Genomic DNA, 19,718 nt, shown 5'->3' with positions numbered 1-19,718 from the left:
TGGTCGTCTAGCGCCGCAGTTCTGCGACAAAGTCGTAGTAGTCGTTGCGGCAATAGGTGTCGGTGACTTCGATGGGGGTGTTGTCTTCCAGGTAGCCGACCCGGGTCATCAGCAACATCGCGGTGCCGGGGGCGATGCCTACCAGGGCGGCGAATTCGTCCGAGGCGTTGATGGCCTGGATGTGTTGCAGGGCGCGCACCACCGGCTTGCCGATGCCGTCGAGAAATGCGTAGAGGGAATCGCCCACCGCTTGCGGCTTGGGAATGATCGAGGCGGGCAGGGTGCTCATCTCGATGGCCATGACCGTGTCGTCGGCCTTGCGCAGGCGCTTGAGCCGCGCGACTTTGTCGGTGGGCGACAGGCCCAGGCGGATCAGTTCTTCGTGGGTGGGCGGGGTGATTTCCCGCTCCAGCCATTGGGAACCGGGCACAAAGCCCTTGAGCCGCAGCATCTCGCTGAAGCCGCTGAGGCGTGACAGCGGCTGCTCCAGACGCGGGGTGATAAAGGTGCCCGAGCCCTGGTTGCGGCGGATCAAGCCTTGTTCGAACAACACTTCCAAAGCCTTGCGGGCGGTGACTCGGGAAATGCCCAGTTGCTCGCTCAAGCTGCGCTCGGACGGCATCGCCTGCTCGGCTTTCCACTGGCCGGCATGAATCGCCGTCTCCAGGTTACGCGCCAATTGCAGGTACAGCGGCGTGGGTTGGGTGTCGTCAGGGCGCAGGGCCAGGATGTCGTTCATAAGGGGTGTCCGATGCGGTTGTCGAGTTGTTGTCGCTCGGTAAGTGGGATGGAAGCTAATACCACTTGAATACCATGTCAACGCCGCTTGCCTGGGTTCTGGAGGCGTTGTTAGAGGGTTTTATCGGGGTGGGATTGAAGTGGTATTAGGGGGAGGGGATTCGAACGCAAAGATCTTCAACTGCGACAACGCCTACTGGGTGAACTGGTATTCATCTGTAGGTAATTTCTGAAGATGGGATCTTTTGATTTTATTTTTCGATGCTGACGGGCGGTCGTCCGAGCCCACCAAGGCTACCGCGCTGTTGTGGCGAGGGGATTTATCCCCACTGGGGCGCGCAGCGGCCCTAACCTGACAACTCGGCGTGGGGGATTGCTTGGGGCTGCTGCGCAGCCCAGCGGGGATAAATCCCCTCGCCACAGAGATAGCGGTCTGTCAGACGCACCGAAATTTCCGACACGTTTTTAGGGTTGTCCCTCGGAAGCGGGGGCTCTAGCCTTTGGGTGTCGCTGCCAATTCAGCGACCGGGTTTGACCGCTCGAGAATCCAGGCAAGCCAGCGCTCCAAGACCTATTTCAGGCGTTTTTCTTTCGTCTGAGGTATCGTGTCGCGGCGGCTGTGCGTGGGACGTCTTCGGACGTACCGGAATGCCTGATTTCCGGTCGGTCAACCCGCGTACAGCTGCCACTTTTTTGTTTGACCGCGGAATGGTGGTGGCTCCATTGAATCAGGAGCTGCTCAATGATCAAAGAAACTCCGAACCCTCCAAAACCCGCTTCGACTTTCCCCTACGGTGACTACGCCCCCGAAAAGCTGCAAGAGGCCGCTGATCGTGCGCTGGACCATTACCTCAAGCCCCAGGACAACCCGCCAGAACCCAAGCCCTCGTCGCAATTGTTCAACGTGAGCGATGCTGTCGATACCGAAGTCCTGTTGGCCAACCTCAGCGAAACCCTGGCCTCGGCCAATGCGATGCTCAATGATCTGGCCTTTGACATGGATGGCTCGCGGCGGCATGTGTTATTGGGGGTGCTCCAGATCATCGAGCTGGGGGCGCTGCTGGCGGACAAGGCTTTGGATCGGGTAGAGATTCGGACTTGATGCAGTAAGGGGCGGCGGCCTCATCGTCGGATCGCCGCCCGGGCTGGCTCGCTCCCACAGTGGGCCTGTGTTGTTCACGAATTCAGCAAACGACACATAGGTTTGTGGGAGCGAGCTTGCTCGCGATGGGGCCAACTCAGACCGTTAAGTTTGGATGATTACCAGTGGTCGGAAAGCTTCTCCCACCTGTCATCTCTTACAGTAGTCAGCGCGCTACACATGCAGCTTAATGAGTCTCCGATGTTAATGAACCAGGAGAACCATCATGGCGACTGAAAAGCTACCGCCTCTGGCTATTGTGTGGGTTGGAGTTCGGACTGACGTGCCATACATTCCAGACGGTGGAACAACAACCGCTAGGAAAATATTCGTGCAGGGCTATGCCCCCATCGATAGCCAGGTTTTGCTGTTTGATGGGGATGGTCCTAAGGAGTTTTTAAAAACTTACGCTGACCATCATGGGATCTGGAAGTTTGAGGACGTAGAGACGACCGTCAAGGAATATAAGCTCAAAGCCCACGCCAATGGTGTGAGTTCGCGCCCATGGTCTTTTGAGGTTCTTGCACCCTGATGTTGTCAGAAGTGCTGACCATCAGCCAAAAGCCATCTGTCCAGACAAGCTTTCTTTCAAGGCCGAATTTCGATCATCGTGCCATCCGGCACCAGGTTCCAGACTTCGCGCATGTCCACGTTGCGCATGGCGATGCAGCCATCGGTCCAGTCCAGGGTATGGAACAGCTGTTCAGGGTTTTCTTCCGAATCAGGCGTGCCGTGGATCATGATCATGCCTCCCGGCTCCACGCCTTCACGGCGGGCGCGGGCGGCGTCGCTGATATTGGGGTAGGAAATGTGCATCGACAGGTAGAACCGGTCACTGGTCTTGCGCCAGTCGATCCAGTAGAAACCCTCGGGGGTGCGCTTGTCGCCCTCGATCAGCTTGGGGCCTTTCTTGGCGCCCTTGCCCAGGGAAATGCGATAGGTCTTGAGCGGCTTGCCGTCGTTGATCAATTGCAATTGATGGGCGGACTTGAGCACCAGCACTTTTTCGATGACCTTGCCGTTGTAGGTTCCCACGGCAGCGGCCTGGGACACAGCGGTGAACGACAAGCAGAACAGGACAAGCAACCAGCGCATTGAAACGATATCCCTAGAGGTGTTTCGACTGTATGGGTTTTCAGGTGTTGGCCGGCTGAGCCAGCGGCGGGATCGATTCGGATCGCACCGGGTAATCCTCGGCCCGGCGGTCGGCATAGAAATATTCCAGGGTGCGGCCCACCGTACGGAAAGCCAGCTCGTCCCAGGGAATGTCCGCTTCTTCGAACAACTTCACTTCCAGGCTCTCGGGCCCGGCGGCGAAATCCTCGTCCACCAGTTCGGCGCGGAAGAATACATGCACCTGGCTGATATGCGGTACGTCAATCAGCGTATAGATGCTCAAGTTTCGCACCCGGGCGCAAGCCTCTTCGGCAGTTTCGCGCACGGCGGCCTGTTCGATGGTCTCGCCGTTCTCCATGAAACCGGCCGGCAGGGTCCAGTAGCCGCGTCGCGGTTCGATGGCGCGCCGGCACAACAACACCTTGCTGCCCCAGGTCGGTACGCAACCAGCGACGATGTTGGGGTTCTGGTAGTGGATGGTGTGGCAGGTGTCGCAAACGAAGCGCAGGCGCGAGTCGCCTTCGGGTATGCGCTGGGTCACCGGGTTACCGCACTGGCTGCAGAATTTCATGCTTGGGTTCCTGAATGCTGCGCCTATCTTGGCGTGCGCGGCAGGTGTCGGCAAGTTGTCGTTTCGCGACACGACGCGGTGCGGGGGTTGGGCCGCTTGAATGATTGGTGCATGATGCAAGGTAGCGAATAAATCGAGAAGTCTCATGCTGGACGAGCTACTGCATCGAGTAAGCAACCACACCCCACACGACCTGCAGGCCGACCGACGTTTCCCTGAAGCCGCGGTACTGGTGCCGATCACCCGCAGTGACGAACCGGAACTGGTACTGACCCTGCGCGCCAGCGGGCTATCGACCCATGGCGGCGAAGTGGCGTTTCCCGGAGGGCGTCGCGACCCGGAAGATCCGGACCTGATCTTCACCGCCCTGCGCGAAGCCGAGGAAGAAATCGGTCTGCCCCCCGGCCTGGTGGAAGTGATCGGCCCTCTCAGCCCGTTGATCTCGCTGCATGGCATCAAGGTCACGCCGTATGTCGGGGTGATTCCGGACTACGTCGAATACCAGGCCAACGATGCCGAGATCGCGGCGGTGTTCAGCGTGCCGCTGGAGTTTTTCCGCAAGGATCCGCGCGAACACACGCACCGGATCGATTACCAGGGCCGCAGTTGGTATGTGCCCAGCTATCGGTTTGGCGAGTACAAGATCTGGGGGCTGACGGCGATCATGATCGTCGAGTTGGTCAACCTGCTGTACGACGCCGGGATCGACCTGCACACCCCGCCAAAAAGCTTCATCAATACCTGATGCCCCGAGGATTCCCATGAAATACCGCCTGGGCGATGCCCGTGTCGACACCCACCCACAGAGCTGGGTCGCACCCAACGCCACGCTGGTGGGCAAGGTCCGCCTGGAAGAGGGCGCCAATGTCTGGTTCAACGCCGTGCTGCGCGGCGACAACGAGCTGATCCTGATCGGCAAGGACAGCAACGTGCAGGACGGCACGGTGATGCACACCGACATGGGTTATCCACTGACCATCGGCACCGGCGTGACCATCGGCCATAACGCCATGCTCCATGGCTGTACGGTGGGCGACTACAGCCTCATCGGCATCAACGCAGTGATCCTCAACGGCGCGAAGATCGGCAAGCACTGCATCATCGGCGCCAATGCGCTGATCGGCGAAAACAAGGAAATTCCCGACGGCTCCCTGGTGATGGGCTCGCCCGGCAAGGTGGTGCGTGAATTGACCGAAGCCCAGAAGAACATGCTCGTGGCCAGTGCGGCGCACTATGTGCACAATGCCCAGCGCTACGCCCGCGACCTGGCCGAGCAGGAACCATGAGCGCCCCTGAACGCCCGGTGCCTTCGCCCTGCGTGAACATTTGCGCGCTGGACGATGACGACATCTGCACCGGCTGCCAGCGCACCGTGGCGGAAATCACCCGGTGGAGCCGGATGGACAACGACGAACGCCGTGGTGTCCTGGCGTTGTGTCATGAACGGGCCAAGGCCAGTGGGTTGGTGTGGATGTTGCCGGCCGGGTCTTGAATCCCCATTTATGACACAGCTCCTGTGGCGAGGGGATTTATCCCCGTTGGGCTGCGAAGCAGCCCCAAATCAGGCTTCCAGGTCTATCTGGGGAAACACTTAGGCTGTCAAGAGGGGCTGCTGCGCAGCCCAACGGGGATAAATCCCCTCGCCACAAGTGATTCACCAGCGATGCCTAATGCGACCGCCGCCCCACCCACCGACCCAACCCCACCACCCCCAACGCAATCCCGACAAATCCCGCCAGTATCCCCCCGGCATTGATGAACACCTGTGGATAACCCAGGCTCGCCACGTCGATGAAAGGGTAGGGATAGGCCGCCAGTAAATCCCCCCGCAGCAGGACATAGGCGAAATAGACCAAGGGATAGATCATCCACAGTCCGATGTGGCCCAGGCGCAAGCTGCCTTTGGGCACCCACCGCCACCAATAGGCGATGTAGAGCAAGGGCACCACGTCATGCAGTAATTCGTCGGCCACGAACTGCCAGCCTTCGGGTTGCCAGAGGTGGCGCAGCAGCAGGTTGTAGGCCAGGCTGACCAGGGCGATGCTCACGGCAACGCCACTGCGTACGCTGGGCTGCAGGAACCAGCGGCGGGCCGGGGCTGGGCGAGGGGTCAGCTCCCAGGTCAGGACCACCGCCACCCACAGGTTGGTCAGCACCGTGAAGAAACTGAAGAAACTCACCAACCCGCCCAGCAGGCTCGCCCCCAGTTCCCAGCGACCCAGCAGGATCAGATACAGCTGGATGCTCAACCCCGCCCAGGCCAGCAGCGCCGTGACCGACACGAAGCGCTGGCGCAGGGTGAGGCGAGGACCTGTATCAATCTCCACGGCGGCTCAGACCGGCCGTTTGGTGCGCATCAACTTGATGTACAGGCGCTCGACTTTCTCCCGCGCCCAAGGGGTCTTGCGCAAGAAGGTCAGGCTCGACTTGATGCTCGGGTCGCTTTTGAAGCAGCGGATATCAATGCGTTCGGCCAGGCCTGACCATTCGTAGTGCTGCACGAGGGCGTTGAGGATCTGCTCCAGCGTCACGCCGTGCAGCGGGTTGTTGTTGGGTTCGGTCATGGAAGGCCTTCGCGCAAAAAAGGGTAAAGCCGCGCACCTTAGCCGAGGTGCCCTCGTGGTGGAAGCATAGCCTTCATCGTAAGGCTCCAGGGCAGGCGCACTGTTACCAAATCCGAGATGATCCATGTCAACAAAAGCCCTTTCTCAATCTGTAACAGAACATTATCCTTGCGCCGCTTGCTGAAACGCTTCTTGCCGTGTGCCAGAGCTGTCGAGCTATCCCCGATGCTCTGCCTTCAACTTAAAAGACAGCGCTATCTCTGCATCTGCGGCGAACTGCTTTTCTGTGGGAGCGGGCTTGCTCGCGAAGGCGTCGTGCCAGTCAACGATGAGGTCGACTGAACCACCGCCTTCGCGAGCAAGCCCGCTCCCACCTCGTTTCTTCGCAATATCCGGACACTTTTAACTGAACCATGCCCCCAAAGGATCGTCATCTACAGTGAAACTTTGCGCGGGCCTCCTTAAAACATCACGGAGAATCACACTATGAGCACTGAGGGTGCTTTGAGTCGAAGCCGTCTGCTACCGAGCCTGCTCGGCATTCTGCTTCTATTGATGGGCCTGGCCCTGCTGGCCGGGGGAGTCAAGCTGAGCACGCTGGGCGGCTCGTGGTATTACCTGCTGGCCGGTATCGGCCTGGCACTGACCGGCGTGCTGCTGATCATGGCCCGTCGCGCGGCCCTGGGCCTGTACGCGTTGGTGCTGTTCGCCAGCACCGTATGGGCGCTGTGGGAAGTGGGCCTGGACTGGTGGCAACTGGTGCCGCGCCTGGCGCTGCTGTTTGCCCAGGGCATCGTCATGTTGCTGCCGTGGTTCCGTCGCCCGCTGTTGGCCGCCGATGCCTCGGCCATGGGCACCCGTGCATTGGGCGCCGCCGTGGTCATTGCCGGTATCGCCGCGCTCGCCAGCCAGTTCACCAACCCGGGTGAGATCAAGGGCCAACTGGACCGCGACAGCGTGCCAGGCATGACCAACACCGCTCCAGCCATGCCGGACGGCGACTGGAACTCCTATGGCCGCAGCGCCCATGGCGACCGCTATTCGCCGCTGGCGCAGATCACCCCCGAGAACGTCAGCAAGCTGAAGCAAGCCTGGACCTACCGCACTGGCGACCTGCCAGGGCCGAACGACCCGGGGGAAACCACCGCCGAAAACACCCCGCTGAAGGTCAACGGCATGCTCTACGTGTGCACGCCTCACAGCCAGGTGATTGCCCTGGAGCCTGAAACCGGCAAGGAAATCTGGCGTTTCGATCCGAAGCTTTCCACGCAAAAAGCGGAAAACTTCAAGGGTTGGGCCCACATGACCTGCCGTGGCGTGACCTATCACGATGACGCGGTGTACGCCTCCGCCGAACAGAGCCCCACCGGCACTGCCAGCACCGCACCGGCCAGCACCGTCTGCCCGCGGCGGATCTTCCTGCCGACCGCCGACACCCGCCTGATCGCCCTCAACGCCGACACCGGCAAGATGTGTGAAGACTTCGGTGACAAAGGCCAGGTCGACCTGACCGCCAACATCGGCGGCTTCACGGCCGGCGGTTACTACTCCACCTCGCCACCGGCGGTCACCCAGAACCTGGTGGTGATCGGCGGCCACGTCACCGACAACGTCTCCACCGACGAACCGAGCGGTGTGATCCGTGCCTACGACGTGCACACCGGCAAGCTGGTGTGGAACTGGGACAGCGGCAACCCGGACGACACCACCCCGATTGCCGAAGGCCAGACCTACACCCGCAACTCGCCGAACATGTGGTCCATGTTCAGCGTCGATGAAAAACTCGGCATGCTCTACCTGCCGATGGGCAACCAGACCCCCGATCAGTTCGGTGGCCTGCGTACCCCGGAATCGGAAAAATACGCCGCCGGCCTGACCGCCCTGGACATTGCCACCGGCAAGGTGCGCTGGTACTTCCAGTTCACCCACCACGACCTCTGGGACATGGACGTCGGCGGTCAACCGACGCTGATGGACATGAAGACCGCCGATGGCGTGAAACCCGCCGTCCTGGCGTCGACGAAGCAGGGCAGCATCTACGTGCTGGACCGCAGCAACGGCCAGCCAATCGTGCCGATCAAGGAAATCCCGGTGCCGCAAGGCGCGGTGGAAGGTGACCACACCTCGCCGACCCAACCGATGTCCGACCTGAACTTCGTGCCGCCGGTCCTCAAGGAACGCGACATGTGGGGCGTGACTCCGTTCGACCAGATGTTGTGCCGGATCGACTTCAAGTCGCTGCGCTATGACGGCATGTTCACCCCGCCGTCGCTGCAAGGCTCGATCGTCTACCCGGGCAACTTCGGCGTATTCGACTGGGGCGGCATTTCGGTGGACCCGGTGCGCCAGATCGCCTTCGTCAACCCGAGCTACATGGCGTTCAAGTCGAAGCTGGTGCCAGCGGCGGAAGTGGCCGGTGGTCCGGGTCGCAAGAGCGAAACCGAAGGCGTGCAGCCGAACAAAGGCGCGCCGTATGGCGTGATCCTCGAAGCGCTGCTCTCGCCGATGGGCCTGCCTTGCCAGGCGCCGGCGTGGGGTTATGTCGCCGCCGTGGACCTGACCAACAACAAGACCCTGTGGAAACACAAGAACGGCACTGTGCGCGACAGCTCGCCGGTCCCGATCCCGTTGAGCATGGGGGTTCCGAGCCTGGGTGGCACGTTCACCACTGGCAGCGGCCTGGCGTTCCTCAGCGGTACGCTGGACCAGTACCTGCGTGCCTATGACGTGAAAAACGGCAAGCAGCTGTGGGAAGGCCGCCTGCCCGCCGGCGCCCAGACCACGCCAATGACCTACACCGGCAAGGACGGCAAGCAATACGTGCTGGTCGTTGCGGGTGGTCATGGCTCCCTGGGGACCAAGCAGGGTGATTATGTGATTGCCTACAAGCTGCCGGATTAAGCAAAACCGGCGCCCATGAAAAAGGCGACACCTTGGCGGGTGTCGCCTTTTTTTGTGCCAATTTCACTCAGGTTGAGGCAGCACCCGGTTTTTGTGGTGAGGGGATTTATCCCCGCTGGGCTGCGAAGCAGCCCTAAAACCTGACAACTCGGTGGATCAGAAAGATTGAGGGGACTGTTTTGGGGGGCTGCTTCGCAGCCCAGCGGGGATAAATCCCCTCGCCACAGATAAATCCCCTCACCACAGGGGGACTGTATCCCGCCCAGTTTTACAACTCGATCTTCACCGCTTGCGAAGCCCGGGTTGCCTTGGCGCGGGCCGCTTCGATGGACTCGTCGCGGGCCAGGGCCACGCCCAGGCGGCGCTGGCCGTTGACTTCCGGTTTGCCGAACAGGCGCAGCGCGGTGTCCGGTTCGCTCAGGGCCACGCCCAGGTTGGCGAACGCGGTCTGGGTCGATTGGCCTTCCACCAGGATCACCGACGAGGCCGACGGGCCGAACTGGCGGATCAGTGGGATCGGCAGGCCGAGAATGGCGCGGGCGTGCAAGGCGAACTGCGACAGGTCCTGGGAAATCAGTGTCACCAGACCCGTGTCATGCGGACGTGGCGAGACTTCGCTGAACCACACCTGGTCGCCCTTGATGAACAACTCGACGCCAAACAGGCCACGTCCACCCAGGGCCTCGGTCACGGCCTTGGCCACACGTTCGGATTCGGCCAGGGCCGCCGGGCTCATGGCTTGGGGTTGCCAGGATTCCTGATAGTCGCCTTTTTCCTGACGGTGACCGACCGGTGCGCAGAAAGTGGTGCCGCCCACGTGACGTACGGTGAGCAAGGTGATTTCGTAGTCGAAATCGATAAAGCCTTCGATGATGACCCGGCCCTTGCCGGCGCGGCCACCTTCCTGGGCGTAGTCCCAGGCTTTCTGCACGTCATCGCTACCACGCAATAGGCTCTGGCCCTTGCCCGAGGAACTCATCACCGGCTTGACCACACAGGGGAAGCCCAGGGTTTCCACGGCCTTGCGGTAGTCTTCGACGGTGTCGGCGAAGAAATACGGCGACGTCGGCAGGCCCAGTTCTTCGGCGGCCAGGCGCCGGATGCCTTCACGGTTCATGGTCAACTGCGCGGCGCGAGCCGTAGGGATTACAGTGAAACCTTCGGCTTCCAGTTCCACCAGGGTGGCGGTGGCGATGGCTTCGATTTCCGGCACGATGAAGTGCGGTTTCTCGGCCTCGATCACCGCACGCAGGGCGGCGCCGTCGAGCATGTTGATCACATGGCTGCGGTGGGCCACTTGCATGGCCGGCGCGTTGGCGTAGCGATCCACGGCAATCACCTCGACGCCCAGGCGCTGCAGCTCGATTACCACTTCCTTGCCCAGCTCACCGCTGCCACACAACAAAACGCGGGTCGCGGTGGGCGACAATGGGGTTCCGATACGGGTCATCTGAAGGTCCTCAAACAGGAGCGGATCATCGGGGGGCGCGCCGGGCGAGCTTCCCATGGGGAGAAAGCGCGGCATTTTACATGAACCGCGGGGTTTGGCTTCAGGTGGCGACGGTTTGCTTGCGCAAACGCCAGGCCATGATCAGCCAGACGGCCGTGACGCCGGCGAATTTCGAGGCCAGGGCGGTGATCACTACGCCCGGGGTCAGGGCATCGATCAGACCGAAGAAAATGAAGGTGTCGAGGGGAATGCTCAGGGCCGAGCTGATCCACAACCGGTCATGGAGCGGGCGCTTGGTGATCGTGAACACCAGCCAGTCGATGCACTCGGACACGGCGAATGCCGTGGCGCTGGCCAGGGCGATGGTCGGGTCCGAAGTGACGTAGGACAACACCAGCGCCACCAGCATCGCCACGATGGCGCCATGGCCGAAACGCGTCTGCACCATGTCCCGCAGGACAAACACCAGCCCGCCCCAGGCCGACCAGATGATGTCCAGGTGCGGCGCGGCGGAAAACGCGAAGTTGATCAGCACGACGCTGGCGATGTAGGCGAGGAGGAAGAGCATGGGGCGGAGTCTCTGGTGGGATGTTGGTAAAGCGCTCAAGGACAACGATAGCCCTTATGGTAAGAGCCATTTATCTGTGGCGAGGTACTTATCTGTGGAGAGGTACTTATCTGTGGCGAGGGGATTTATCCCCGCTGGGCTGCGAAGCAGCCCCCAAAGCAGCCCCCTCAATTTATCTGATACACCGAGTTGTCTGGTTTTGGGACTGCTGCGCAGCCCAGCGGGGATAAATCCCCTCGCCACAGGGGGCTGTGTTGTCCGGTGGACAGGGTAGTCCAGCCGCCAGTCTCTCAATCCTCCTCACTACCCTCCGCCTTCCAATACCCCACCGCCTTCACAAAGTCCTGGTCCAACCCTTTCTCCTCCAGCAACACCTTGCGAATCTGCCGCGACACCTTGCTCTCGGTCGCGACCCAGGCGTACAGCTTGCCGCCGGGCATTTCCAGCTGTTGCACGGTTCGCAGCAGGTTGTCCTGGCGGCCTTCGCGCAATACCCAGATCACCTGGACCTGCGCCGGGCTCTGGAGGATCTGCTGTTCGGCGCCGTTTTCCACTTCAACCACCACCAGGGCCCGTCGGTTCGGTGCCAGGCCTTCGAGGCGGCGGGCGATGGCGGGCAGGGCGGTTTCGTCGCCGACCAGCAGGTAGCTGTCGAAGATGTCCGGCACGATCATCGAGCCCCGGGGCCCGGCGATGTTCAGGTATTGCCCGGGGGCGGCCTGGGCCGCCCAGGTCGAGGCCGGGCCGTCGCCGTGGAGCACGAAATCGATGTCCAGCTCCAAGGTGTCCAGGTCATAGCGCCGTGGCGTGTAGTCGCGCATCTCGGGCATCGGGCCTTGGGCCTTGCCCGCGCTGGGGTTGAAGTTATCCAGGGCGGCCTGTTCCTCGGCGTTCTGAGGGAACAGCAATTTCACATGGTCATCCGTGCCCAGGCTGGCGAACCCGGCCAGTTCCGGCCCGCCGAGGGTGATGCGGCGCATGCGTGGGGTCAGGTCCACCACCCGCAACACTTGCAGGCGGCGACGCTTGATCTCGTGGCTGACGCGGTGAATGGTGTTTGGATCGTGTTCAGTCATTGCTTGACTCCGAAACAGAGGGACGGGCAGGGCCGTCGATGATGGCTTTGACGGTGTCGTTGAGCAGGCCGCGCACCCGCAGGATTTCTTCCGGGCTCCAGCGGCCTTGATGCATCTGTAGCGCATCACGCAGGTGACCCACCGCTTCGTGGATCTCGGCAGGCCGATCCTGGTCACGCAGGGTGCGCTTGCTGGTTTCGATGCGCATCCGCACGCCGTCCAGCGCTTCGGCCTGGTCTTGAAGGAATAGACGTCCGGCATCGGTCGCGCTGTAACACTTTTTTCCACCCTCGGCGTCGCCGCTGATCATCTTACCCATTTCAAGGTGGGTCAGGGTTGGGTAGATCACGCCGGGGCTGGGGCTGTAGGCGCCGTCGAACATGGACTCGATCTGCCGGATCAGCTCGTAGCCGTGACAAGGTTTCTCGGCAATCAGGGCCAGCAACAGCAATTTCAAGTCGCCGGGGGCGAAAACCCGTGGGCCGCGACTGCCGCGCTCGCGACCGGGCGGGCGTCGTTCGAAGCCATCCTGACGACCCTGTTCATGAGTGGAAGGGGAATAAAGGACTGTCATGTGTTTGCTCTCTGTTGCGCATAAATAGAATCGAGATATATCTTTGACTTCAGATATATCTTCGCTTATATAGATACATCTTGGAATGAAGATATATCTTAGTTGTGTCCTACAAGAGATGAAGTATGACCTTACCTGAATCCCTTAAGTTTGCGGGACGAAACCGGGTGGGTATCAGGAAGTATTAACCGTAACTAGTGGGAATGTGGGAATGCTCTTACATTAAAAGTTACGTTTTATCGAAAATTGCGTATTTTTCTCTGTGTTGTATGTTCGCTTTACTACAAGCCTATGCGAACTTTCCTGCTTATTTTTAATTAAAGAGCGACGATCATGCACCGGCGTTGAAAGGGGCACGCCAAGCTGTGTTTGGCCTGCAACTTCAGCCCTTCCCTCTTTATTGCTATGAACAGGTGTTAACAATGCTCATGAAAATCGTAACCGCAGCTTCCCTGACCGCCGCGGCCCTGAGTTCTTCGCTGGCTTTCGCTGCTGACGACGCACGTTCGTCCATCCATATCACCGCAAATATCCCGACCGATCAGTTCCACGTGCAGCCAACGGACGCGAATTGGGGTAAGAACGAGACCATGACGTACAACACGGTCAACGGCACCCTGACTTCGCTGCGCCAGACCTACAACGTGAAAAACACCGTCGGTTCGGTCAATGCCTACATCGAAAACGGCCCGGCTGCGCTGTACAACGGCAGGGATGCCATCGACCTGACCACGACTTTCAACGGCGTCACCCTGACCGGCCAGACCCAGGAAGTGGTAGACGATGCAACCTCCACCCCAGGGACCCAGGCCGAGATGGTCATCCTCCCGGCCAAGCCTCTCAACACCCAGAATGGTGTGTACACCGCCGACATGACCGTCATCTTCGACGCCGTGCCACGCCCGTAATGCCATTCGCTGCCCGGTGAGTCTCACCTTCCCCCCGGGCCTGGCAGCAGGCCGACCGGTTCTCCCCGACCGGTCGGCCCGCATCTGAAATACCCCCATAGCTCGCTGATTATGAGAGTCCGTTGATGTTACCGATGACACCCATCGCGGGTGCGCTCGCGCTGTTGCTGTGCGCCAGCGCATTGGCCGCGCCGACTGCCCCCGGTACAACGCCGAAGAGTCTGCTGTCCCAGGCCAAGGGGCTGCCGGCGGAGTTTGAGTCCCACTTCTTCGATGTGCCCATCGCGGTTCGTATTGAACTCAATCAACAGTATCTCGGTGAAGCCATGGTGGTCCTGACGCGCGATGATCGCATTACCTTGCTTGAATTCACCGACACCCAAGAGAGTTCGATCAAGGCGGTCGAACGCGAGCAATGGGAACAACGCCTCAAGCAGGGCATCACGCTCGGCGCCTGTGAAACCAATTGTTCGGCGGGGTTGCTGGCCGTGCATTACAGCCTCGAGAACTCCTTGGTGTCGATCCTGACCCAAGACGTCGAGCGCTCGACCGAGCCCCGGCGTTTTTACGACCAGCCCAAAGAGGGCAGCTTCGGCCTTATCTTCAATAACCAACTCAATCTCAATGGTGGCCAGGAACAGGACACCGGGGGACGCTATGGCCTCAACGCCAGTTCCAGCGTGGGCAACTGGAGCCAATCCCTGGACCTTCAGCTCTCGCGTCTTGGTGGGCCGGACGACAAGACTTACCACGCCATCCACGAGCTCTATACCCAACGAGAGTTGGAAGGACATTTTTTCCGCCTGGGTTATTTCACGCCCAGCTCCGATGGCCTGAACCGTCAGATCCGTTCGTTCGGCGCCAACCCGGACACTGCGCTGGGGGTGATGTTCGGCAGTTCCGACAGCCTGGTCGTCGATAATCCCAAGCCCAGCGTCTACCCTATTTATGTCACCGCCAGCCGCCAGGCGTCGGTGGAGATTTATCGCAGTGGCCTGCTGATCAACACCCAGGCCGTCAGCGCCGGCCTGCAGAGCCTGGACACGCGACCATTGCCTGGCGGTATCTACGAAGTGGAAGTCCGGCTGATCGAGGACGGGCAAACCACCGCCACCAGCCAGGAACTGGTCTACAAACCCAGCAATTGGAGCAGCACGGAAGATCGCTGGCGCTACAACCTGTTCGCCGGGCGGGAAACCCGGTTGTGGAGCAACTGGGACGACCAGCCCTCGGGTTTCACCACGGCGGGCCTCGGCGTCAATTACCTGCTGCACCCACGGGTGATCCTGGGGGGCTCGATGCGTCAGGTGCAGGACAAACTGCAAGTGGGCACTTCGGTGGACTGGACGCTGGGCAGCAGTACCAGCCTGTTCGCCAATGTCTACCAGACCCAACAGTACGGCACCGGCATGGACTTGCAGGGCATGTACAGCTACGGCAATGGCAGCGTCGTGGCCAGCCACAACCGCAGTTGGCTGGATACCCGCAACACCTACGAAACCCTGCCGGACGGCACCCGTATCCGCCAGCGCAACGTGTACGTCGGTCAAACCAGCAACTCGTCGCTGTCGGTCAATCATCGCTTGAGCAACAAGACCTCCCTCAACGGGCGGCTGGCCTACAGCGAAGGCAATGTCCAGGGCACGGGCCTGGACCTGGGCTGGACCCAGCGCGGCAAGCTGCGTGGCAGCGATGCCAACTGGCGGTTGTCGGTGTTCGACCGTCCTGGCTCTTCGAGCACCAACGACCGGCGCAATCGGGGCGTGGACCTGAGCCTCAGCGTGGCCTTGGGCGGCCCGGGCGAATACTGGTCGGGCAGCATCGGCACCCGCACTTCCCGCGAGGGCGACCGGGACAACAATGCCTCGCTGACCTATCGCCGCGACCTCCAGGACCACGTGTTGCAAAACGTCTCCGCCACGGCGCTGGCCGATACCTATGGCGTGGGCCTGTCCGGCCTCGCCAGCTTCAGTACCGACTCGCTTTACGGCGATGGTTTCATCCAGCGCTCGTCCTACAACGACAACCTCACCGGCGGCCTGAACCTCAGCAGCACGGTGGCTGTGGGCGGCCGCAAAGCCGCCTTCACCGGGGTGCCGCAAGGTCGCGGCGCCGGGATGATCGTTGACGTGGAGACCGACCTGGACAACATCGTCCTGCGTGCCGACGACCTGACTGGCGGCAGCACCACGTTGCACCCGGGCCGTAACTTCGTGCCGATCACCGCTTATAAAAACAGCATGGTCACCTTCGACTTCGAGGGCGTCCATCCGCCGGCGGCGAGCATCGAGCCGGCACGCACCCGTTATCACCTGAACAAGGGCGGCGTGGACTACCGCAAGGTCAGCGTGATGAAAACCGTGACCGTGCTCGGCCGCCTGCTGGACGAACAGGGCCAGCCGCTCAAGGGCCATCACGTGATCAACCACGCCAGCCGCGGCGTCAGCGAGGTGGACGGGTTCTTCTCCATGGAGATGAATGCCGCGTCCCCGACCCTGGAAGTGCGCTACGGCAACGAGTTGTTCTGCCGCTTCCGCCTCGACCCGGAAACCGCCACCGAGGAAGGCGACGTGTTGATGATCGGCGACCTGCGCTGCACCCCGGACAGTTTGGCTGACAGCTCGCTGGCTGCGACTGACCCGGCGAAGCAACGCTCATGACCTGAGCTGTGGGAGCAAGGCTTGCTCCCACAGTGAAGTTTCCCCACCAAAACCTGCAAGGATTCGCATTGATGTATGAGGTTGTATAGATGAAACCCTTATCGGTAGCCGTGCGCAGCGTGGTTTCGCTGTTGTTGCTTGCTTGCGTGCCTGCTGCCAATGCCGTGAGCCGGGACATCACTGCGATATTCAGGCCTGATGCTTCGAAACCCCAAGAAAATACTTTTCGCAATACCACTCCGGTCAGTGGTTATTGCGCGACTTATCCGGATCAGTGCGCGCAGGCCAAGATGTTCAGCCTTCGATTACCCGTTACATTCGGTTCGGCAGGCCCTATCCAGGCTAGTCATGGAAGCGTTCGACAAGGGGCAATGTTCAAAGTACCTGTTGACTGGCGTCCAGCACAGGTTACTCATACTGCTACAGGCGAAACTGAAATCGTTGAACTGCGCTTTTCGGGTATTGGTTCCAGATACCGAATTCCTGGAGGTGTGGCCAATCTAGTAGGTGGCGGCGTGAGCGACCTTGTCGCCCATCAGAGGTTATGGAGAGGCTCCTCCTGGGTGAATGCTCCAACCCCATGTGGAATCACTGGTGTTGGCATCTACAGCTTTATGGATTACGAGTTTTTTTGGAAAACTCCACGAGAAGGAATTTGTTCCAAACAAGCCCTTTATCTGATCCCCGAAATGCGCTACACCCACCTGGATTTTGCCTACGAGCTGCGCACCCCTAATCCATTGGGGATGTCGTCCGGTCAATACGCAGGAACGCTGACATATAGCATCGGGCCGGGCCAGGACCTCGACCTGGGCGACGTCATGATCCCTAATGATTCGGTGCTCACCCTCAACTTCAACCTGACCGTCGAACACACCCTCAAGGTCGAAGTCCCCCCCGGCGGCAACCGTGTGGAACTGGTGCCCCAGGACGGCTGGCAAGCCTGGCTCAACAGCGGGCGTAAACCGACGCGGCTGTTCCGCGACCAGCGCTTCCATATCTCCGCCTCTTCCCGTTTCAAGATGGGGCTGGAGTGCCAGCACATCAGCGGCAATACCTGCGCGATCACCGAAACCGGCAGCGGGCACGCCGTGCCGGTGGACGTCAGCGTGACCCTGCCCGATGGCTTGACGGACGCCAGCGGGCAACCGGTCAACCGGCGCCGGCTGTTGCGCGATGGCAGTGGCACCGAGTTGTTCCAGCCGGGCTTATATGTCGACCGCCGGTTGGGAATGCTGCACTTCGAGGTCGGCCGAGGCAGCGTCGAAGAGATGCTGGACGGCGGCGCCACGCGCTATAGCGGCGACGTCACGGTGATCTGGGATTCGGAAGTTTAAAAGGCATGGCTTGGCCAGTCCGAGCCGATTTGAGGGTGGGGTTTAGATGAAGCAGTTACCAGCAGTGCGAGGCATGGTTTTGGTGATGTTGTTGGCTTGTGCATCCACGGCCAGTGCCGTGAACAAGGAAGTCACCGCCGTCTTCAGGCCGGACCCCTCGAAACCCAATGAAAACACCTTTCTCAATACCACGCCGGTATCGGGTTATTGCGCGCTGTATCCGGCGGTATGCGAACGGGAAAAGATGTTCAGCCTTCAAGTGCCCATCGTTTTCGATTCGACCGGCCCCATCCAGGCCAACCACGGGAGTTCTCGGCAAGGTGCCATGTTCGATGTGCCCGCCACCTGGCGGTTGGCCCAGGTGACCCATACCGATACTGGCGAAACCGAGATAGTTCAAGTGCGCATTTCCGGCGTTGGCTCGCGCTATCAACTTCCCGTCAGCGTCGTGGAACTGGTGGGTGGCGGCGTGGATAACACGACCGCCCACAGGAGGTTATGGGGCGGTTCTAGCTGGATGTATGCGCCATCGCCATGTCGATCCACCAATTTCGGGACCCTGAACAGCTTGATCTATAACTTCTTCTGGAAGACTCCAGTCGAAGGCGTGTGCGCCAAAAGGGCCAGTTATTTGATTCCTAGCATGTCATACCTACATCTGGACTTTGCCTACGAGTTGCGCACCCCCAACCCCTTGAAAATGTCATCCGGTCAATACACGGGCTCAGTGTCCTATGGCGTGGGGCCGGGGCAGGACTTTGACATGGGGGACGTCATGATCCCCAACGACTCGGTGATCACCCTCAATTTCAAGCTGGACGTCGAACACACCCTCAAAGTGGATGTACCCCCCGGCGGCAACCGCGTCGAACTGGTCCCCCAGGAAGGCTGGCAAGCCTGGCTGAACAGCGGGCGCAAACCCACGCGACTGTTCCGCGACCAGCGTTTCCACATCTCCGCGTCTTCGCGTTTCAAGATGGCCATCGAATGCCAGACCATCAGCGGCAACACCTGTGCGATTTCCGAAACCGGCACCGGTCACGCCGTGCCGGTGAACGTCAGCGTGACCCTGCCCGAGGGTTTGACGGATGCCGCCGGGCAACCGGTCGCCCGTCGCCCGTTGTTGCGTGACGGCAGTGGCACCGAATTGTTCCAGCCCACCTTCTACGTCGACCGCCGGCCCGGGATGCTGCACTTCGAAGTGGCGCAAGGCAGCGTCGAAGAGATGCTCGACAGTGGCGCCAAGGCCTACTCCGGCAACGTCACCGTGGTCTGGGATTCGGAAGTTTAAACGGCCTGTCGGCCAGGATTTTTAGTGAGTTGCGTTAAATGCATGAGGTTGGAAAAACGATGAAACATCTATTGGCATGGGTTGGACTCTATCTGTTTTGCGGCGTGGCCCAGGCCGGTCCGCAGATCGGCGTCGGGGTGGTCTACGACTACCTGGACGGCAACAAGACCACCTACATGAAGCGGATATTCAATGGCGGCACGTCCACGGCGTTCGTCAAGGTCAACATCCTGGAGATTATCTATAACGAGGACGGCACCTATCAGGAAGTGCCGCTGCAGAACCAGGCCAGTGCCCAGGCCAAGGACGGGTTGATGGCCAGCCCGGCGCGGCTGATCGTGCCGGCCAACGGGGTGCAGGGCACGCGCTTGCTGTTCATGGGGAACCGCGACAAGGAACGGTACTTCCGCGTGCGCTTCGTGCCGGTGGTGCCGGAGGCCGAAGACGAGTTCGCCATCACCAAGGAGGAGCGCGAGGAATACAAGAAGGAGCGCGTCGGGGCGGGGGTCAAGGTGCTGGCGGGCTACGGCACGGTGTTTTTCGTACGGCCCAAGGACACCCGCTTCGAGACCGTGATCGATGACGGCGCCAATCGCTACCAGATACGCAATAACGGCAACAGCGTGCTGGTGATCGATGAGTTCAAGGACTGCGAAGCGAAGAAAGAGAACGAGTGCCGGCCCACCACCAAGCACCACATCATGGCCGGTCGGACGTTTTCGTTCGACAAGGAGGCGGGGCGTGAATACCGCTTCACGCTGATCGAAGGCAGCGAGCAGAAAAACGTCGAGATCAAAGGTTGACGGTCGCCGTCGCCGAACCG

General features: G+C 60.6%; 20 protein-coding genes. 11 read left to right on the top strand and 9 right to left on the bottom strand.

Going from position 1 to position 19,718, the window contains the following annotated elements:
- Positions 1 to 7: 7 nt before the first annotated feature.
- Complete coding sequence (locus BM317_RS03590) at positions 8 to 739, bottom strand: GntR family transcriptional regulator (protein ID WP_060740822.1); 732 nt, start codon at positions 737 to 739, stop codon at positions 8 to 10.
- Between the two features lie 741 nt (positions 740 to 1,480).
- Between BM317_RS03590 and BM317_RS03585 the strand changes: the two genes are divergently transcribed.
- A complete protein-coding gene (locus BM317_RS03585; protein ID WP_092473111.1) occupies positions 1,481 to 1,840 on the top strand; it encodes a DUF6124 family protein in 360 nt (119 codons plus the stop codon).
- Between the two features lie 265 nt (positions 1,841 to 2,105).
- Entirely contained in the window at positions 2,106 to 2,411 is a 306-nt protein-coding gene (locus tag BM317_RS03580) for a hypothetical protein (RefSeq protein WP_092166297.1), read from the top strand.
- A 56-nt stretch (positions 2,412 to 2,467) separates the two neighbouring features.
- On the opposite strand, the gene BM317_RS03575 is transcribed toward BM317_RS03580, so the two are convergent.
- Positions 2,468 to 2,974 (bottom strand): L,D-transpeptidase family protein, encoded by a 507-nt coding sequence (locus BM317_RS03575; protein ID WP_072409000.1) that lies wholly within the window; start codon positions 2,972 to 2,974, stop codon positions 2,468 to 2,470.
- Between the two features lie 40 nt (positions 2,975 to 3,014).
- Positions 3,015 to 3,566, bottom strand: a complete 552-nt coding sequence (locus BM317_RS03570) for an NUDIX hydrolase (protein ID WP_092166299.1) — start codon at positions 3,564 to 3,566, stop codon at positions 3,015 to 3,017.
- A 145-nt stretch (positions 3,567 to 3,711) separates the two neighbouring features.
- On the opposite strand from BM317_RS03570, the gene BM317_RS03565 reads away from it, so the two are divergent.
- From BM317_RS03565 to BM317_RS03555, 3 genes are read left to right on the top strand one after another with little or no spacing between them, the layout of a single operon-like run.
- Positions 3,712 to 4,311: a CoA pyrophosphatase gene (locus BM317_RS03565; RefSeq protein ID WP_092166302.1), complete on the top strand. Its 600-nt coding sequence runs from the start codon at positions 3,712 to 3,714 to the stop codon at positions 4,309 to 4,311.
- Between the two features lie 16 nt (positions 4,312 to 4,327).
- Positions 4,328 to 4,852, top strand: coding sequence for a gamma carbonic anhydrase family protein (locus BM317_RS03560; RefSeq protein WP_092166304.1), 525 nt, complete (start codon positions 4,328 to 4,330; stop codon positions 4,850 to 4,852).
- Entirely contained in the window at positions 4,849 to 5,058 is a 210-nt protein-coding gene (locus BM317_RS03555) for a DUF1289 domain-containing protein (RefSeq protein ID WP_092473109.1), read from the top strand. The genes BM317_RS03560 and BM317_RS03555 overlap by 4 nt, the downstream gene beginning before the upstream one ends.
- Positions 5,059 to 5,233: 175 nt before the next feature.
- On the opposite strand, the gene BM317_RS03550 is transcribed toward BM317_RS03555, so the two are convergent.
- The gene (locus BM317_RS03550; RefSeq protein WP_092473174.1) at positions 5,234 to 5,887 is read right to left on the bottom strand and encodes a Pr6Pr family membrane protein; all 654 of its coding nucleotides are present in this window, start codon (positions 5,885 to 5,887) and stop codon (positions 5,234 to 5,236) included.
- Positions 5,888 to 5,899: 12 nt separating this feature from the next.
- Complete coding sequence (locus BM317_RS03545; protein WP_003205228.1) at positions 5,900 to 6,130, bottom strand: VF530 family protein; 231 nt, start codon at positions 6,128 to 6,130, stop codon at positions 5,900 to 5,902.
- A gap of 486 nt (positions 6,131 to 6,616) precedes the next feature.
- Here BM317_RS03545 and BM317_RS03540 point away from each other — a divergent pair, with 486 nt between their 5' ends.
- Positions 6,617 to 9,031, top strand: coding sequence for a glucose/quinate/shikimate family membrane-bound PQQ-dependent dehydrogenase (locus BM317_RS03540; RefSeq protein ID WP_092473107.1), 2,415 nt, complete (start codon positions 6,617 to 6,619; stop codon positions 9,029 to 9,031).
- 268 nt (positions 9,032 to 9,299) lie between these two features.
- Here the strand turns inward: BM317_RS03540 and purT are convergent, their stop codons facing one another.
- The 4 genes from purT to BM317_RS03520 form a co-directional block, all read right to left on the bottom strand.
- On the bottom strand, positions 9,300 to 10,481 hold the full coding sequence (gene purT, locus BM317_RS03535; protein WP_092166308.1) for a formate-dependent phosphoribosylglycinamide formyltransferase: 1,182 nt from the start codon (positions 10,479 to 10,481) through the stop codon (positions 9,300 to 9,302).
- 100 nt (positions 10,482 to 10,581) lie between these two features.
- Positions 10,582 to 11,049: a preQ0 transporter gene (locus tag BM317_RS03530; RefSeq protein WP_092166309.1), complete on the bottom strand. Its 468-nt coding sequence runs from the start codon at positions 11,047 to 11,049 to the stop codon at positions 10,582 to 10,584.
- Between the two features lie 290 nt (positions 11,050 to 11,339).
- Complete coding sequence (locus BM317_RS03525) at positions 11,340 to 12,125, bottom strand: siderophore-interacting protein (protein ID WP_092473105.1); 786 nt, start codon at positions 12,123 to 12,125, stop codon at positions 11,340 to 11,342.
- Complete coding sequence (locus BM317_RS03520) at positions 12,118 to 12,699, bottom strand: PadR family transcriptional regulator (RefSeq protein ID WP_092473103.1); 582 nt, start codon at positions 12,697 to 12,699, stop codon at positions 12,118 to 12,120. The genes BM317_RS03525 and BM317_RS03520 overlap by 8 nt, the downstream gene beginning before the upstream one ends.
- 422 nt (positions 12,700 to 13,121) lie before the next feature.
- On the opposite strand from BM317_RS03520, the gene BM317_RS03515 reads away from it, so the two are divergent.
- The 5 genes from BM317_RS03515 to BM317_RS03495 all read left to right on the top strand — a co-directional run bounded on the left by BM317_RS03515 (position 13,122) and on the right by BM317_RS03495 (position 19,698).
- Entirely contained in the window at positions 13,122 to 13,607 is a 486-nt protein-coding gene (locus BM317_RS03515; RefSeq protein WP_092166312.1) for a CS1 type fimbrial major subunit, read from the top strand.
- 125 nt (positions 13,608 to 13,732) lie between these two features.
- Entirely contained in the window at positions 13,733 to 16,267 is a 2,535-nt protein-coding gene (locus BM317_RS03510; RefSeq protein WP_092166313.1) for a CS1-pili formation C-terminal domain-containing protein, read from the top strand.
- 89 nt (positions 16,268 to 16,356) lie between these two features.
- Positions 16,357 to 17,604, top strand: coding sequence for a hypothetical protein (locus BM317_RS03505; RefSeq protein WP_092166322.1), 1,248 nt, complete (start codon positions 16,357 to 16,359; stop codon positions 17,602 to 17,604).
- Between the two features lie 46 nt (positions 17,605 to 17,650).
- Positions 17,651 to 18,895, top strand: coding sequence for a hypothetical protein (locus tag BM317_RS03500; RefSeq protein WP_092166323.1), 1,245 nt, complete (start codon positions 17,651 to 17,653; stop codon positions 18,893 to 18,895).
- A 59-nt stretch (positions 18,896 to 18,954) separates the two neighbouring features.
- Positions 18,955 to 19,698, top strand: a complete 744-nt coding sequence (locus BM317_RS03495) for a molecular chaperone (protein WP_170842277.1) — start codon at positions 18,955 to 18,957, stop codon at positions 19,696 to 19,698.
- Positions 19,699 to 19,718 lie beyond the last annotated feature (20 nt).

Origin of the sequence: Pseudomonas sp. NFACC24-1 (genome assembly GCF_900115235.1) — a bacterium.
GTDB classification, from domain to species: Bacteria; Pseudomonadota; Gammaproteobacteria; order Pseudomonadales; family Pseudomonadaceae; genus Aquipseudomonas; species Aquipseudomonas fluorescens_AA.
The sequence above is the reverse complement of the archived record's forward strand: the minus strand, read 5'-3'. Positions and strand labels throughout refer to the sequence as shown.

What these genes read in the sequence shown, in the direction of transcription:
- BM317_RS03590 (WP_060740822.1), bottom strand. Translation starts at nt 739, where the DNA reads ATGAACGACATCCTGGCCCTGCGCCCTGACGACACCCAACCCACGCCG.
- BM317_RS03585 (WP_092473111.1), top strand. Translation starts at nt 1,481, where the DNA reads ATGATCAAAGAAACTCCGAACCCTCCAAAACCCGCTTCGACTTTCCCC.
- BM317_RS03580 (WP_092166297.1), top strand. Translation starts at nt 2,106, where the DNA reads ATGGCGACTGAAAAGCTACCGCCTCTGGCTATTGTGTGGGTTGGAGTT.
- BM317_RS03575 (WP_072409000.1), bottom strand. Translation starts at nt 2,974, where the DNA reads ATGCGCTGGTTGCTTGTCCTGTTCTGCTTGTCGTTCACCGCTGTGTCC.
- BM317_RS03570 (WP_092166299.1), bottom strand. Translation starts at nt 3,566, where the DNA reads ATGAAATTCTGCAGCCAGTGCGGTAACCCGGTGACCCAGCGCATACCC.
- BM317_RS03565 (WP_092166302.1), top strand. Translation starts at nt 3,712, where the DNA reads ATGCTGGACGAGCTACTGCATCGAGTAAGCAACCACACCCCACACGAC.
- BM317_RS03560 (WP_092166304.1), top strand. Translation starts at nt 4,328, where the DNA reads ATGAAATACCGCCTGGGCGATGCCCGTGTCGACACCCACCCACAGAGC.
- BM317_RS03555 (WP_092473109.1), top strand. Translation starts at nt 4,849, where the DNA reads ATGAGCGCCCCTGAACGCCCGGTGCCTTCGCCCTGCGTGAACATTTGC.
- BM317_RS03545 (WP_003205228.1), bottom strand. Translation starts at nt 6,130, where the DNA reads ATGACCGAACCCAACAACAACCCGCTGCACGGCGTGACGCTGGAGCAG.
- BM317_RS03540 (WP_092473107.1), top strand. Translation starts at nt 6,617, where the DNA reads ATGAGCACTGAGGGTGCTTTGAGTCGAAGCCGTCTGCTACCGAGCCTG.
- purT (WP_092166308.1), bottom strand. Translation starts at nt 10,481, where the DNA reads ATGACCCGTATCGGAACCCCATTGTCGCCCACCGCGACCCGCGTTTTG.
- BM317_RS03530 (WP_092166309.1), bottom strand. Translation starts at nt 11,049, where the DNA reads ATGCTCTTCCTCCTCGCCTACATCGCCAGCGTCGTGCTGATCAACTTC.
- BM317_RS03525 (WP_092473105.1), bottom strand. Translation starts at nt 12,125, where the DNA reads ATGACTGAACACGATCCAAACACCATTCACCGCGTCAGCCACGAGATC.
- BM317_RS03520 (WP_092473103.1), bottom strand. Translation starts at nt 12,699, where the DNA reads ATGACAGTCCTTTATTCCCCTTCCACTCATGAACAGGGTCGTCAGGAT.
- BM317_RS03515 (WP_092166312.1), top strand. Translation starts at nt 13,122, where the DNA reads ATGCTCATGAAAATCGTAACCGCAGCTTCCCTGACCGCCGCGGCCCTG.
- BM317_RS03510 (WP_092166313.1), top strand. Translation starts at nt 13,733, where the DNA reads ATGTTACCGATGACACCCATCGCGGGTGCGCTCGCGCTGTTGCTGTGC.
- BM317_RS03505 (WP_092166322.1), top strand. Translation starts at nt 16,357, where the DNA reads ATGAAACCCTTATCGGTAGCCGTGCGCAGCGTGGTTTCGCTGTTGTTG.
- BM317_RS03500 (WP_092166323.1), top strand. Translation starts at nt 17,651, where the DNA reads ATGAAGCAGTTACCAGCAGTGCGAGGCATGGTTTTGGTGATGTTGTTG.
- BM317_RS03495 (WP_170842277.1), top strand. Translation starts at nt 18,955, where the DNA reads ATGAAACATCTATTGGCATGGGTTGGACTCTATCTGTTTTGCGGCGTG.